This window comes from Agreia sp. Leaf210 (assembly GCF_001421485.1).
Taxonomy (GTDB): domain Bacteria; phylum Actinomycetota; class Actinomycetes; order Actinomycetales; family Microbacteriaceae; genus Agreia.
Map to the genome: position 1 here is coordinate 266,971 of NZ_LMKK01000002.1, position 13,779 is coordinate 280,749.

The window sequence follows — 13,779 nt, forward strand, 5'->3', positions numbered from 1 at the left end:
GTGAGAAGGCCCAGGCAACGTGTCGTTCCCTGGGCCCCTCGCCGTTCCGCTAGGTCAGTCCGCTACTCCGAGGAGCGTCGGCGACGCACCAGAAGCAGCGCTCCGAGGCCGGCGACCGCCGTGACCAGTGCCAGCAGGGCGACCCGCAGGCTGGAACCCGCGTCGAGGCCCGTGTTCGGCAGCGCCGAGACGGAGGACGCAGCCGGCGTGACCGCGTGGAACGGGTCGTGATCGGTCAACGTGCGCGGCGTTCCGTCAGGGTTTCGCGACAGAACGGGCTTGCCGTCGTCGTCGAGCTGTGGCTTGCCGGTGGGCACGCCGTTTTCGTCGACCTCCGGCACGATCGGCGTTCCGACGACAGTCACGTCGTCGGCGTGCGAGTCGGCGACGCCCAGGGTCAGGGTGCCGTCCGAGAAGAACGACGCTCCGGGCGGCAGCATGCCGTGCCAGGTTCCGTCCTTCACGAAGCTGTACGAACTCGGTCCACCGAACGCGCTGAGATCGCTCGTCCAGTCGGTGACGTTCGGGCCCGACAGGGTCGCATCGGCGAGGTCGATCTCGGTGAGCCAGGTGTTTCCGGTGTTGGTCACGACCCAGCGCACGTGCTTCGCCTTGCCCGACTCATAGGTCACCGCGTGATCGGCGTCGTTCGCGTCCTGCGCGGCGGAGACGAGCGGCTTGGTGGGTACGATCCAGTTTCCTGCCGCATCCTTGACCGCGGGGTCGGCCACCGAGCCGTCGTACTTGATCACCTGGATCGCCGCCGTGTAGGCGTTGTAGTCGTTCCGATCGGTCACCGGAGTGCCGGTGGCGGAGCCCTTCGCGTCGACCGTCACGCGGTCGACGTGAGCGGCCACATCCGAGTTGGCGATCGTCAGCGTCGCCGTACCTGTGATGGTCGCTCCGGGCATCCACTCGGCGGTGCCGGGTTCGAATGTCGCGTCCCAGCGGGCCGTCAGTTCACCGTCGACGATGCTGGCCGCGGCCGAGCTTCCGTCGGGGAAAGACCAGACCAGCGACTGGATCGCCGCACCCGAGAGGGTGTCGTCGTGCAGCACGACCTCGCGCAGCCTGTCGGTTCCCGTGTTCGTCGCCGTGATGCTGATCTGGCGGGTCTCCCCCGGCGCGTAGAACTCCGCGTCGATCATCGTGTCGGCGTTGTGGAAGACGCCGGCGACGACATCACCCTTGACGATGGAGACCTTCGGCGTCACCGTCGTGGGATTCTCGAGCGTCACGGCCAGCGTGGAGTTCTGGCCGATCGTGATCGTGACCACTCCATCGGTACCGATCGGTTGGCCGTCGACCAGGAAGATCGGCTTCGCCCAGCCCGACAACTCCGGCAGACCGCCCTTGGGGGCGTCCTCCGTGAGGGTCACGACCCTGCCGGCCGGCAATTGCGGGCTCGTGAAGGTCGAACCGTTCGTCAGTGAGAACGGTGCGGGCACCGTCTCGCCCGCCGGCAGGTACGTGCCGGTGAACGAGAAGCCGGGCGTCAGCGTGTCCGCGGCGGGACCGGTGACCTGCTTCGTGATCGAGAACGATCCGAGCACGAGTTCCGTAGGGTTCGTGAGCACGACCTGCACGGGCTCGGCGCCGATCGTGAAGCTCGCGGTGCCATCGGTGTTCGGTGTGACCCCCACTCCGGAGAACACGGGGGTGCCCCACTTCACATCGGGAGCCGCAGCGCCGGGTGTCGCCTCGGAGAGCGTCACCAGGGTGCCGACAGGAAGGCCCGTCACCGTCTTGACCGAATCGGCCTTGGTCAGCGTCAGCTGCTTGGCCGCCTGACCGGGCGTCGTGTAGCTGACCGTGTAGGCGAAGTCATCGGGAACAGACTCCGATGCATCGCCCGTGACGAGCTTCGTCACAGAGAAGCCGTTGACCAGCTGCGTCGTGGGATTCTCCAGTCCGACAGCAATCGTCGAGCCGTCGCCGATGGTCAGCGTCGTCGAGGCGCCCGGGCTCGCGGCACCGTCACCGACCGTCCAGATCGGCGTCTGCCAGAGGACGTCCGCCGGAGCACCGGTGGGGACCGCCTCACTGACGGTGACGACGGTGCCGTATGCAATGGCATCCGACTTCACCGTCTCGCCGGGCGTGACGACGAGCGTCTTGGGCTCCTCCAGACCGGGGTAGGTGTAGCTCACGGTGAATTGCTGCTGCGCAGAGACAGACGCAGCGGCGTCGCCCGTCACCGATTTGGTCACCTCGAAGAAGCCGTCGGCGAAGAGGGTGTTCGTCACCGTGATGAGGGTCGGCGCGGCACGGGTTCCCGTGACCTTCACCGCACCCTTCGGACTCACGGAGTAGCTCTTCACCGTGGCATCCGCACCCTCGGTGATGGTGGCCGACGAGCCCACCGGCAGGGTGACCGTCTTGCCGACCGGGTCGCTCGGGTCGACGATGATCTTCGCGTTCGTGCCCACGTCGATCGTGTCGCCGCGGAAGTCGGTGGCGGCCAGGTCGACCGTGTACCTGGCTCCCGACGGGGCCACGCCTCCGTCTTCCGAGATCTTCTTGACCACGGCCAGCGTGCCGTCGGCGACGAGCCCCGCATCGAATGTGTGGTTGTTCTCGCCCGGCGCTCCAATCGTCGGGATCGAGATCGACGCGGAGGAGTTGTCTTCGACGGGCACGGCGTCGGAGTCGACGGTGTCGTCACCTCCCGCATCCGGGGTCGTGAACCCCACCTGGTTCCAGCCGACCGTGCCGAAGCGCGGGTCGTCTGTGAAGGCGTTGCCCGTCGTCGGCTTGATGAAGCGAACCGCGTAGCTTCCGCTGCCGGGAACGAAGCCCTCGGCTTCGAGCGCCGGGTCGGTGGTGGAGAAGTAGTACTGCCCGCCATCCTTGGTCGTCGTGGTTCCGATGACCTTGCCGTCGGCGTTCACGAGTTCGACCTCGACGCCGTCGAAAGCCGGCTCATCGGCATCCTGGACGCCGTCCTGGTCGGCATCGAACCAGACGCGGTTGCCGATCTCGACCGGGGCGAGCTGGGCGAGCGCCTGCACGACGGCGAGACCGCCGCCCTTCTGGAACGTGCCCGCGGTGCTCGGGGTGGCGCTGTCTCCCGCGTCGGCGATCTGCTGGTAGCCGCGCACGACGGCTCCCGTCGACGACTGGAACCAATTCAATCCGGTGACGCGCACCGGAGTGAGCGGGTCGTAGGTGGTGGCGACGATCGAGTCGACTCCGGCCAGGGTGGCGAGACCGCCGAGAGCGATCTCGCGGTGGCTGCCTCCGGCGCCGAGCGCCTGACGATCGTTGTAGTACTCGCCCCCTCCGGGGCCCTCGTTGTTTCCCGCATTCGCGGAGGCGGGCCGGTTGCCGACCTTGCCGTTGCTCTCGAGCGCGTAGCCCGTGGCGGTGGGGGCGGCGACGAGGAGGTCGCCGCTCGCGACCGTCTGGTAGTACGCGGTATCGCCGGTGTTGGTGCCGAAGTTGCGGTTTCCGCCCTGGATGCTCGTACGGTCGGCCAGCGCCAGGTTCATATACCCGTCGGTGTCGAAGTCGATGTCGGTGAGCATGGGCTGCGGGTAGTCCTGCAGAGGGCTGTTCCACGCCGTGCGAGAGACCGATCCCCAGGCGCCCGACCAGACGTCGACCCAGGAGTTCCAGCGGAGGATGGGAGGTCGCTGCGCGTCCGGCACGTTGGCTCCGGAGAGGGTATCGCCCTTCGCGTAGCCGAGCGAGCCGTCGAGCACGGTCGTCCAGACGCCGAGGTCGGACTCGGACGCGCTCTTCACGTGCAGCTGCAGAGTCGCCGCCGTCGAACCCACGGGAAGCTGTTCGCCGCTGTCGACGTACCCCACGAAGAGCTGATTGCGGTGCACGCTCAGCGCCCAGGGGCGCTCGCCGCCTCCGAGTCCGAGATCGATGACGTCGGCGACGGTCGGCGCCGCGTTCGGGTCACTGATGTCGAGCTGGTAGATCTTCTTGTCGAAGAGGTTCACGAAGTACAGCGACTTCTGGTCTGTGCTCACGGCGATGGAACCGATGCCGACCTTTCCGGCCTGCGCGAAGGCGTCCGCGTCGACCGCGGGGCTGTTCGGCGTGCCGAGCCCACGCCCTCCCGCAGACGCGGGAGCAGCGTCTGCGGGCACGGCGCCCACGTCGATTCCGAGCGATGTGACGTCGAGCCACGACTGCACGTCGGAGGATCCCGACGCGGCCAGGTCTCCGTCGGACTCGACCGCTCCGGTGATGCGGTAGATACCGCCCAGGCCCAGGGGGCCGAAACCCGCGTGACGCTTGTAGGTCGCCGCGGCGAACAGGCTGCCGGTGCTCGCCTGGAACGACGAACCCCACGTGCTTCCGACCTGCGGCACGGTGGCCAGGACCATACGGTCGGGATAGCTGCCCGTGGGCTGCCCCTGGGTACTCGTGTTGAAGTTCGTGCCCCAGGGCTGCGCGACGATGGCCGGCGTCGACGCCAGCGCCGCCGACGTGCTGAGCCCCGAGTACTGGATCGCCGTGACGATCGGAGGGTTGCCCTGCGAGAAGTCACCCGGCGCGTTGACGCCGTAGTCGACTCCGCTGTCGCCGACCGAGACGAACTGCACGCTGGTGCCGTTGCCGTCTCCGTGGCTGGCCGGCTCGTACTCGTCGGGCACATCGCTGAACTCGACGCGGACAGCGCTTCCCGCTGACCCGTCGACGGAGATCGAGTACGTGCCATCCGCCTGCGTGGTCGTCGACCAGTTCTTGCCGTGACCATCCGTCGCGGTGACGGCAACGCCGGCGAGACCCTTGTCGTTCGCGATGCCGGTCATGGCGCCGTTGCCGGAGTCGAAGGATCCGTTCGAGTTGAAGTCGCGATACACACGACCGGAGACACTGCCGTCGGCAGCAAAGGCGGGAGTACTCGCTCCCGCGAGGATTCCCCCCGCGACGAGCGCGGTGATCACGGAGAACGCGAGAGCCGTCTTTCCGTGCTTCTGGACCCGGATACCGGGGTGTTTCTGGACGCTGAAATGCAAGGCAGTTCTTTCCGTGGGAAGGATGATTCGAAGGCAGCGAGGCCGGGGTGAAAACACGCGAGGTTTTCTCAGTTGAAAGCTGAGAATATGCCGACTTTTGGCCCGGAATCGGGGGTTCTCGCCTCGATCGAGCCGATTTCACCCGGGATTTCACCCTCGCTCGACGCCCTGACGCCCAGACCGGGCGCAGCCCCCGCCCGCGTAGTCTTGAGCCATGCCCGAGGGAGATACCGTTTACCGCACGGCTCGACATCTCGATGCCGCGCTGGCCGGTCAGACACTCCTCAGCTCCGATTTCCGTGTGCCCCGCTATGCGGAGATCGACCTCTCCGGACGCACGGTCGACGGCGTCGTGAGCGCCGGCAAGCATCTGCTCACCCGGGTAGGCGACGTGAGCATCCACAGTCATTTGAAGATGGAGGGCTCCTGGCATCTCTATCGACCGGGGACGAGATGGAAGCGCCCCGCATCGACCGCCCGGCTCATCCTGACCACCGACGACTGGGTCGCCGTGGGGTTCGATCTCGGCACCATCGACGTCGTCGACCGTGACGACGAGGCCTCCGTCGTCGGACATCTGGGTCCGGATGTGCTCGCACCCGACTGGGACGAGTCAGCGGAGGCCGAGGCGGTCGCCCATCTGGCTGCCTCCCCCGACAGGGAGATCCATGTCGCCCTTCTCGACCAGCGCAACCTCGCCGGCCTCGGCAACGTCTACGCCAACGAACTCTGTTTCCTCAGGGGCCTGTTGCCGACCCGGCCCGTGTCGTCGGTCGATCTTGCGCCTCTGGTCGCGCTCGCTCACCGGGTGATTCTGGTGAACCGAGACCGCACCGAGAGATCCACGACCGGAGATCTGCGTACGGGCCGGCAGAGCTGGGTCTATCGCCGCGAGAACCAGCCGTGCCGTCGCTGCGGTACGCGCATCCGGGCCGGCAAACTGGGTGCCGACGAACTGACGCTGCGCGATGTGTACTGGTGCCCGCGCTGCCAGACGTAACGCTTCGGCGTACCCCGGGGAGGTACGTCGTCAACACGGGTATCCTGGCCGGGTGATCGACGACATCAAGAAGCGCGCCCTGCACCGCACCCGCATCCTGGAAGGTCAGCTGCGCGGCCTCGAGAAGATGATCGAGAGCGAGGAGTACTGCCTCGACATCATCACGCAGTCGCTCGCGATTCAGAAGTCGCTCGGCTCGCTCAACAAGCTGATGGTCGAGAACCACCTGAAGACCCACGTGACCGACATGTTCGAGGCCGGCGGCGAGACCCGCGACGGCGCCATCGACGAGCTCGTCAAGATCTACGAGCTCAGTCGCAATCGCTCCTGACCGGCGGCGCCCGCACGGGCATCCGGTAACGTCGTGCCCGTGACCGATTTCTCTCCGACCCAGCCGCAGATCGACGATTCGGCCGTGGTGTGGTCGATCCCCCGCGACGAGCTCGCGACCCGCCTCCCCGGCTCTCCCCTGCTCGTGATCATGCACGGCTACGGATCGCACGAAGCCGACCTCATGTCGCTCGCTCCGTACCTGCCGGGCGGCATCGTCTGCGCCAGCCTCCGCGCCCCCCTCATCGCGCCGGCGCCGATCGAGAACGGCTTCGCCTGGTTCCAGATCGGCGAGCCGGGCAACCCCGAGCCCGCCGGGGTGGATGCCGCGGCCCGTGGGGTGCTCGCCTGGCTCGACGGCCTCGCGGCCGAACACGGCGCCCCCGCAGCCGTCTCCGCTCTCGGCTTCTCGCAGGGCGGCGCCATGGCCCTGCAGTTGTTGCGCCACGCGCCGGAGCGCTTCGCCTCTGCCGTCGTCCTGTCGGGATTCGTCGTCTCTGGCGACGCCCCCGCCGATGCCGCACTCGAGACCCTGCGGCCCCGCGTCTTCTGGGGGCGTGATGAGCGCGACCCGATCATCCCTCCCTCCGCGGTCGCTCGCACGAACACCTGGCTCGAGACGCACGCCGAGGTCGACGCGCGTCTGTACCCGGGCGCGGGGCACGGCATCGTCGGAGACGAGATCACGGCGGTACGCGAGTTCCTCGACCAGACGCTGCTGGTCGCGGCCGAGGCCTGAGAACGGTGGCCAAGAAGTCGTCAACGGCCGGGCCGACGACCGCGGCCACGACAGCGCTGAGCAGAGCCGGCGTCGCGTTCGTTCCGCACGCCTACACGCATGATCCCGCGGTCACGGATTTCGGCAGCGAGGCGGCGGCGGCGCTCGGGATCGACGCCGTGCGGGTGTTCAAGACCCTCATGGTCGACACCGACGCGGGGCTCGGCATCGGCATCGTGCCCGTCAGCGGAATGCTCGACCTCAAAGCGTTGGCCTCGGCCCTGGGCGGCAAGAAGGCCGCCATGGCCGATCTCGTGATCGCCGAGCGCAAGAGCGGCTACGTCGTGGGCGGCATCAGCCCGTTCGGGCAGAGAACCGCGCTGCCGACCGTGCTCGACGATTCCGCGCTGGACTTCGACACGATCCTGGTCTCAGGGGGCCGCCGCGGATTCGACATCGAGATCGCTCCCGCGGACCTGCTGGCGGTGACCCGGGGAAGGGCCGCACGCATCCGTCGCCTCTGACGAGGGTGCGCGCTATGCGGCGATCTCACTGTCGGTGAGCGCCTCGTCGCTGAGCATCTCGACCCAGCGGGCGAGGAAAGCCGCTCCCGCGTCGTCGTGGATCAGCTCACCCGCCGTGAGCACCGGATAGGCGGTCTCGGGGATCCCGTCCTCCGGGCGCACGTCGGCGTGCGCCACGGTCTCGCCGCGTTCGTGCAGCCACGTCGCCATGGCGTAGTCGCCGCGCGAGTCGCCCATCGTGCGCCACTCCGTCGGCATCGGGCCGGTTCCCTCGAGCAGCATGAGCGCGCGCTCCGCCCCGAAATCCTTGCCGACTCTGATCGACTCGAAGTCGGTCGAGATGATCGACGGGTCGGCGCGATACTGCACGGCACCGGATGCGTCGGCATAGTCGACGGCGCCGCGTCGCGCCCCGAAACCGCGAGCGTTGAGCAGAGCGATGGCGGTCTCGTCGATCTCGAGCTGGCGCGCCAGGAACGATTCCTTCGACACGTCGAGGCGCTGCTCGTACGTCACAGTCGCGCGCTTGGTCTCGTCGTAGAAGACCAGGTCGGCGTAGTGCTCCGTGACGAGCGCTCGCACATCGTCGTCGAATCCGGGCGGTGGCGAGAGCGAGGCGTCGATGGACAGCTCCCCCGCACCCTCCGGGGTGATCGCGAACCAGGTCGCTCCCTTCTCGCAGATGGCGAAGACGCGAGCGTGCGCCTCGAGCCCGGCGGCCAGCAACGGCTCGACGACCTCGTCGGCGATGAAGGCATCCGAGCGACCCGTGTTGAAGATCACCGGAACGCCCGCGTTCGCCAATGTGGCGAGATCACGACCGATCGACGGGAGGTTGATGGAGCGGGTCACCGGGCTGGCGATCGGTCCGTCGACGTCGAGAAGAAGTCCGAAGCGGCGAGATGAGGTCACCGACCCATTCTTCCGCACGCCGAGCGCGGAGCCCGCGTCTAGCGGCCCTTCTGGCGGTAGCCACCCGACGGGCGGGGCTTACGCGCCGTTCCCAGAGGGCGTGGCGTCTTCGTCGCCGCACCCTTCGCGCCACCCTTCGCACCCTTCGCTCCCTTGGCCCCGGTGCGGGGCTTCTTGGCCTCGGCCTTGGGCGTCTTCTCGGTGTTGCCCTGGCCCGAGGCCGGGGCGGTCGCCGGGGCACGAGAACTCGTGGCTCGCCGTCCGCGGACGATGCCGATGAACTCCTCGATACGATCGCTCGGGTCACCGGCGAGCCAGCAGAGGGCGATCTGCGTCTCGGGCAGGTCGAGCACGGGCCTGGCGACCACATCTTTGCGCGCGTGCAATCGGGCCACCGAGTGCGGCAACACCACGATGCCGGTTCCCGCGGCCACGAGGTCGAGTGCATCCTCAACCGAGGCGGGCTCGGGCAGGTCGGGACGAGTACCCTCGAGCATCTCGGTCGCCACGTCGGCCCATCCCTCCACCTCGTCGGGGTGCTGGATCAGATGCTCGCCCGCGAGCTCGGTGAGGCGGACTTCCTCGAGAATCGAGAGCGCATTGTCTTTCGCGACGACGACGACGGGCACCTCGTCGTAGAGCCGGATGGCGCTGAGCCCGTCGCGGTCGATGGGCAGGCGCACGAACGCCACGTCGACCGAGTTCTCGCGCAAGACGGACACCGCCTCATCTCCGGGCGTCGGCAGCACCACGAGCGGAATGTCGGGGAAGCGCGTTTCCCATTCCGTCGTCCACTTGGTGATCGTGACGCCGGGAACGAACGAGATGCGGAAGGGAACGGGCCGCGCCGCCTCTTCCGCCGCGATGGCCGCCCGCTCGTCTGCCGCCACGATCAGCTCGGGAGCCGCCTCGAGAAGCGAGCGACCCGCATCCGTGAGCTGTGTGCCGGGCTGTTCGCGGTCGAACAGCGGGTAGCCGAGCTGCGCCTCGAGCTCGACGACGGCCTTGCTCAATCGCGTGCGGGCGATGCCCAACGACGTCGCGGCCCGGCCGAAATGCAGCTCCGTGGCGACGGCGGAAAACCATCTCAGGGTGGTCGGGTCGATGTCCACTGGGCTCCTCGAAGGCTTGTGACCGGGCAACCGGTGCGGTCTCAGGCTACCCTTGGCATCATGACGCCCGCGAAAACCCCCCAGACAATGAAGCCCGCCACCGCGGCCAAGAAGCTCGGCGTGCTTCTGGATGCGACGCCCGCCGACTTCCAGCAGGGCACGGTGTCGCGCACAGAGCTCGACGAACTGCTCGCCACGCCCCCGGAGTGGGTCGTGCAGCTGCGACTCAACGGCCCGCATCCGCGCCAGATCGTGGCCTCGAAGCTGGGAGTGACCATCTCGGGCCTGGCCCGCGGCGGAGTGACCGAGCCGCTCACCACAGCCGAGATTCAGGACTTGCTGGCGAACCGCCCTGAGTGGCTCGTGCGCGAGCGCGCGACGCAGGCCGAGGTGCGCCGCGAGGCCGCCCGCGTCAAGCAGCTGAACGAGGAGAAAGCCCGCAAAGCAGCCCATCTCGCGCGCCAGGAGAGCCAGCGCGCCGCCGCAGCCTCCAACTGATCCGCGGTGAACGCATCGGCGCCTGACCGACCGGTCGCGGCCGAACCGGCCACCTCGGCGCCCCGTGCCGCCGACATCCGGCGGTGGCGGCGCTACCTCGCCGACGAACAGCTCGAGGCAGCGGTCTACCGCGACCTGGCCCAGCGACGCACGGGCGAGGAACGCGAGATCCTGCTGGCTCTCGCCGATGCCGAGGCCCGGCACGAGCAGCACTGGCGCCGCCTGCTGGGAGATGACGTCGGGCGCACGCTGCGGGGGGCCACCCGCACTCGAATCCTCGGCTTTCTGGCCCGACGCTTCGGCTCGGTCTTCGTTCTCGCCCTCGCGCAGAGAGCCGAGGGTCGCTCGCCTTACGACACCGACACCGACGCGACGGCCGCGATGGCCGCAGACGAGCGCATCCACCAGGAGGTCGTGCGAGGTCTCGCGACGCGGGGGCGCATGCGTCTCTCGGGAACGTTCAGGGCCGCGGTCTTCGGCGCGAACGACGGCCTCGTCTCGAATCTCGCCCTCGTCATCGGAATCTCCGCGAGCGGGGTGCCGACGCACGTCGTTCTGCTGACCGGCATCGCAGGCCTCTTGGCGGGTGCCCTGTCGATGGGCGCCGGCGAGTACGTCTCCGTTCGGTCACAGCGCGAGTTGCTCGAGTCGTCGACTCCCGATCCCGAGGCGCGTTCGGCCGTCGCCGACCTCGACGTGGATGCCAATGAGCTCGCACTCGTGTACCGAGCGCGGGGCATGAGCGAGGCAGAGGCAGAGGAGCACGCGCGCGAGGTGCTGCGCACCCACGACCTCGCTCTCACAGCCGACCCCGCCGTGCACGCGGAGAGCGACGAGCACGAGGCCGTCGGCACGGGACTGAGCGCGGCCCTGTCGAGCTTCTGCTTCTTCGCGTCGGGTGCGATCATCCCGATTCTGCCCTATCTGTTCGGCGTCGAAGGTCTGCCGGCCGTGCTGATAGCCGCCCTGCTCGTGGGCCTGGCGCTGCTCGGAACGGGCGCCATCGTGGGCATTCTCTCCGGCGCTTCTCCGCTGAAGCGCGGGCTGCGCCAGCTCGCCATCGGCTACGGCGCGGCCGCCGTCACGTACCTGCTCGGGCTCCTCTTCGGCACGACCGGCGTCTAGGACTCGCTCCGGGCTGACCGCGGCGGCCGGCGAACAGTATCGTCGCCTCTGTGACGATAAACTCGCTCTGTGAGTTATCGCTTCCTCCCCGCAGTACTGGCACTCGCCCTGGTCGCCACCCTCAGCGGCTGTGCCGTCGACGGGAGCCCGTCCGGCCCCACGACCGCCTCGTCGTCGACTGTGCGCGTGCCGGCCGACGCCGCCACGATCCAACAGGCGGTCGACGAGGTGCCCGAGGGCGGCCTGGTGCTCGTCTCGCCCGGCACCTACACCGAAGAGGTCACGGTGGCGACGAAGAACATCACCCTGCGCGGGCTCGATCGCGATGGCGTGATCATCGACGGCGAGGGGCTCCGAGCCAACGGGATCCAGGTGATCGCCGACGGCGTTCGCGTGCAGAACCTCACGGTGACCAGGCACACGTTCAACGGCGTCCTCGTCACGGGGATGCACGACGAGAACGGCCCCCAGGCCCACAACCTCACGGGCTACCAGAAGCTCGACCCCGAGAAGTTCCCTCCCCTGCAGCGGTTCGAGGTCGACCATGTCACGGCCAGCAACAACGGGCTCTACGGCATCTACGCCTTCAACTCGCAGAACGGCGTGCTCAGCAACAACTACGCCTCCGGTTCCGCGGATTCCGGCTTCTACGTCGGCCAATGCCAGAACTGCGCGATCCTCGTCTCGGGCAACGTGGCCGAACGCAACGCCATCGGCTACGAGAACGCGAACGCCTCCGACTCCGTCGTGGTCACCGGCAACCGGTTCTCGGGCAATCGCGTGGGCCTCACCCTGCTCAGCTGGTACCAGGAGGCCTTCGTTCCCCAGCGCGGCGCAACGGTGGTCGGCAACGTGATCTCAGACAACAACTCCGCCGACTCGCCCGCCCAGGCGCAGGGCGGCTTCGGCATCGGCGTGGGGCTCTCGGGCGCACAGAGCGACACCCTCGAGCGCAACATCATCGCCGGCAACAGCGTCTCGGGCGTGCAGCTCTCGAACACCGAGGACATCGCGACGACGGGAACGCGCCTCACCGACAACGCCCTCTCCGGCAACGGAGTCGACGTCGCCGACGTCGCCGCACCCCGAAGCCCCACGAGCACCACGTGCATCACCCCCGACACCGGCCTCGGTCTGCTGCCGGCCGACCTGGCCGCCTCCTGCTCGGCGGGCGCCTCAGCGGGTGTGCCCACCTCGGCCCTGCCCCAGGTGCAGGCGCCCGCGGGAGTGTCGTTCCTCAAGGTCGGCCGGCCCGTGCCTCAGCCGAACCTCGACGGCGACCTGACCGCTGTTCCCGACGCCCTGCCGAAGAGCGGCCCGGCGGGCTCGTTCGACACCTCTGGCGTCGCGCTCCCCGCCGCGGAGCTGCTGGCCGGCAGCGCGGGCACGCGATGACCGACGCAGAACCGCGCACGGGTCCCAGCCGGCGCGCACTCCTCGGCGCGCTCGGCGTCGCGGTGGGCGCGGGCGCCGCGGGCGCTGCTGGCGCGCTGACCGCTACGGGCTCATGGCCGGGTGAGACACAGAGACCGGATGCCGCTGTCACGCCCGCGGGCTCGGCCGGTCAGCCGGTGCCCGCCGCCGGTCGGTATCAGGCGGGAATAGCCAGGCCCGCGACTCCTCAGCATTTCGGCCTGCTGCTCGTCTGCGACCTCGACGGCACCGACACCCCGTGGCTCGGCGCGCTCAGCGAGCGGATCCTCGAGCTGACGACAACGTCGACGCCGACAGACGTCTTGCCCGACGGTCCGGGCGATCTCACGGTCACCGTCGGTCTCGGACCGCGAATCGTGGCCGCACGGGATGCGACGCTGCCCGGCGCCGAGGATCTTCCCGCATTCGCCGGTGACGACGCGATCGAACCGCACCGCCGCGGCGGAGACCTTCTGCTCGCGCTCTACTCCGACGATCCGAGCGTGCTCGCCGCCGTGGGCGATGATCTGCTCACTCTCGTGCCGGGTGCCACCCCACGCTGGCGTCAGCGCCTGTTCCGCGGTCACGGCGAGCGGGGTGTGGTGCGCAACCCCTTCGGATTCCTCGACGGCGTGATCGTGCCGCACGGCGACGAGGAACTCGCCGAGAATGTCTGGATCGGAGCCGCCGACGCCGCGCTGGGCGCGGGCACCGTATGCGTCATCCGGCGGCTGCGTCTCGACACCGCTCGCTTCGCGGCGCTCGGCACACCCGCACAGGAGCGGGTCATCGGCCGCCAACGCATCGATGGGACGCCATTGTCTGGTGGACCGAAAGACGGCGAGGTCAACCTGAACGCGAAGACGCCGGAGGGCGAATTCATCACCCCGCTGCGCAGCCACGCGCGCGCCGCGCATCCGTCGTTCACAGGCTCATCGCTGATGCTGCGGCGCGGTTACGCTTTCGACGACGGGCTGCTGCCGAACGGCGAGGCCGACGCGGGCCTGGCGTTCATCTGCTTTCAGAACACCCTGCGCACATTCGTCGTCACGCAGCAGCGGCTCGACGAGAACGACGATCTGATGACGTATGCCACCCCCACCGGCAGCGCGACGTTCCTGATCCTGCCGGGGTTCTCGGCGAGCTCGCCGCTGAGGTTCTGAACCTG

The 13,779-nt window shown here is 68.7% G+C and carries 11 protein-coding genes; 8 read left to right on the plus strand and 3 right to left on the minus strand.

What is annotated here, in order from left to right:
* Window positions 1-62 precede the first annotated feature (62 nt).
* Window positions 63-4,979, minus strand: a complete 4,917-nt coding sequence (locus ASE64_RS07285; RefSeq protein ID WP_055778200.1) for a DUF5979 domain-containing protein — start codon at window positions 4,977-4,979, stop codon at window positions 63-65.
* A 214-nt stretch (window positions 4,980-5,193) separates the two neighbouring features.
* Between ASE64_RS07285 and ASE64_RS07290 the strand changes: the two genes are divergently transcribed.
* Genes ASE64_RS07290 through ybaK form a run of 4 tightly spaced genes read left to right on the plus strand, consistent with a single transcriptional unit; the run spans window position 5,194 to window position 7,551 of the window.
* Window positions 5,194-5,979: a DNA-formamidopyrimidine glycosylase family protein gene (locus tag ASE64_RS07290; protein ID WP_055778203.1), complete on the plus strand. Its 786-nt coding sequence runs from the start codon at window positions 5,194-5,196 to the stop codon at window positions 5,977-5,979.
* A 52-nt stretch (window positions 5,980-6,031) separates the two neighbouring features.
* Window positions 6,032-6,310 (plus strand): metal-sensitive transcriptional regulator, encoded by a 279-nt coding sequence (locus tag ASE64_RS07295; protein WP_044439959.1) that lies wholly within the window; start codon window positions 6,032-6,034, stop codon window positions 6,308-6,310.
* Window positions 6,311-6,349: 39 nt separating this feature from the next.
* Entirely contained in the window at window positions 6,350-7,048 is a 699-nt protein-coding gene (locus ASE64_RS07300) for an alpha/beta hydrolase (RefSeq protein WP_055778205.1), read from the plus strand.
* 5 nt (window positions 7,049-7,053) lie between these two features.
* The gene (gene ybaK / locus ASE64_RS07305; RefSeq protein WP_055778208.1) at window positions 7,054-7,551 is read left to right on the plus strand and encodes a Cys-tRNA(Pro) deacylase; all 498 of its coding nucleotides are present in this window, start codon (window positions 7,054-7,056) and stop codon (window positions 7,549-7,551) included.
* 12 nt (window positions 7,552-7,563) lie between these two features.
* On the opposite strand, the gene ASE64_RS07310 is transcribed toward ybaK, so the two are convergent.
* Together ASE64_RS07310 and ASE64_RS07315 are read right to left on the minus strand one after the other, a co-directional pair.
* Window positions 7,564-8,463, minus strand: coding sequence for a hypothetical protein (locus ASE64_RS07310; protein ID WP_156351693.1), 900 nt, complete (start codon window positions 8,461-8,463; stop codon window positions 7,564-7,566).
* Window positions 8,464-8,501: 38 nt separating this feature from the next.
* Window positions 8,502-9,575, minus strand: a complete 1,074-nt coding sequence (locus ASE64_RS07315) for a LysR family transcriptional regulator (protein WP_055778214.1) — start codon at window positions 9,573-9,575, stop codon at window positions 8,502-8,504.
* 60 nt (window positions 9,576-9,635) lie between these two features.
* Here ASE64_RS07315 and ASE64_RS07320 point away from each other — a divergent pair, with 60 nt between their 5' ends.
* From ASE64_RS07320 to ASE64_RS07335, 4 genes are all read left to right on the plus strand, one after another.
* Window positions 9,636-10,073, plus strand: a complete 438-nt coding sequence (locus ASE64_RS07320; protein ID WP_055779739.1) for a DUF5997 family protein — start codon at window positions 9,636-9,638, stop codon at window positions 10,071-10,073.
* A gap of 6 nt (window positions 10,074-10,079) precedes the next feature.
* A complete protein-coding gene (locus tag ASE64_RS07325; RefSeq protein WP_082465976.1) occupies window positions 10,080-11,198 on the plus strand; it encodes a VIT1/CCC1 transporter family protein in 1,119 nt (372 codons plus the stop codon).
* A 69-nt stretch (window positions 11,199-11,267) separates the two neighbouring features.
* Entirely contained in the window at window positions 11,268-12,593 is a 1,326-nt protein-coding gene (locus ASE64_RS07330; RefSeq protein WP_082465977.1) for a right-handed parallel beta-helix repeat-containing protein, read from the plus strand.
* Complete coding sequence (locus ASE64_RS07335) at window positions 12,590-13,774, plus strand: Dyp-type peroxidase (RefSeq protein WP_055778218.1); 1,185 nt, start codon at window positions 12,590-12,592, stop codon at window positions 13,772-13,774. The genes ASE64_RS07330 and ASE64_RS07335 overlap by 4 nt, the downstream gene beginning before the upstream one ends.
* Window positions 13,775-13,779 lie beyond the last annotated feature (5 nt).

Bases quoted from the DNA above. Each gene is read 5' to 3' on its own strand.
- ASE64_RS07335 (WP_055778218.1), top strand. From the start codon at position 12,590: ATGACCGACGCAGAACCGCGCACGGGTCCCAGCCGGCGCGCACTCCTC.
- ASE64_RS07290 (WP_055778203.1), top strand. From the start codon at position 5,194: ATGCCCGAGGGAGATACCGTTTACCGCACGGCTCGACATCTCGATGCC.
- ASE64_RS07320 (WP_055779739.1), top strand. From the start codon at position 9,636: ATGACGCCCGCGAAAACCCCCCAGACAATGAAGCCCGCCACCGCGGCC.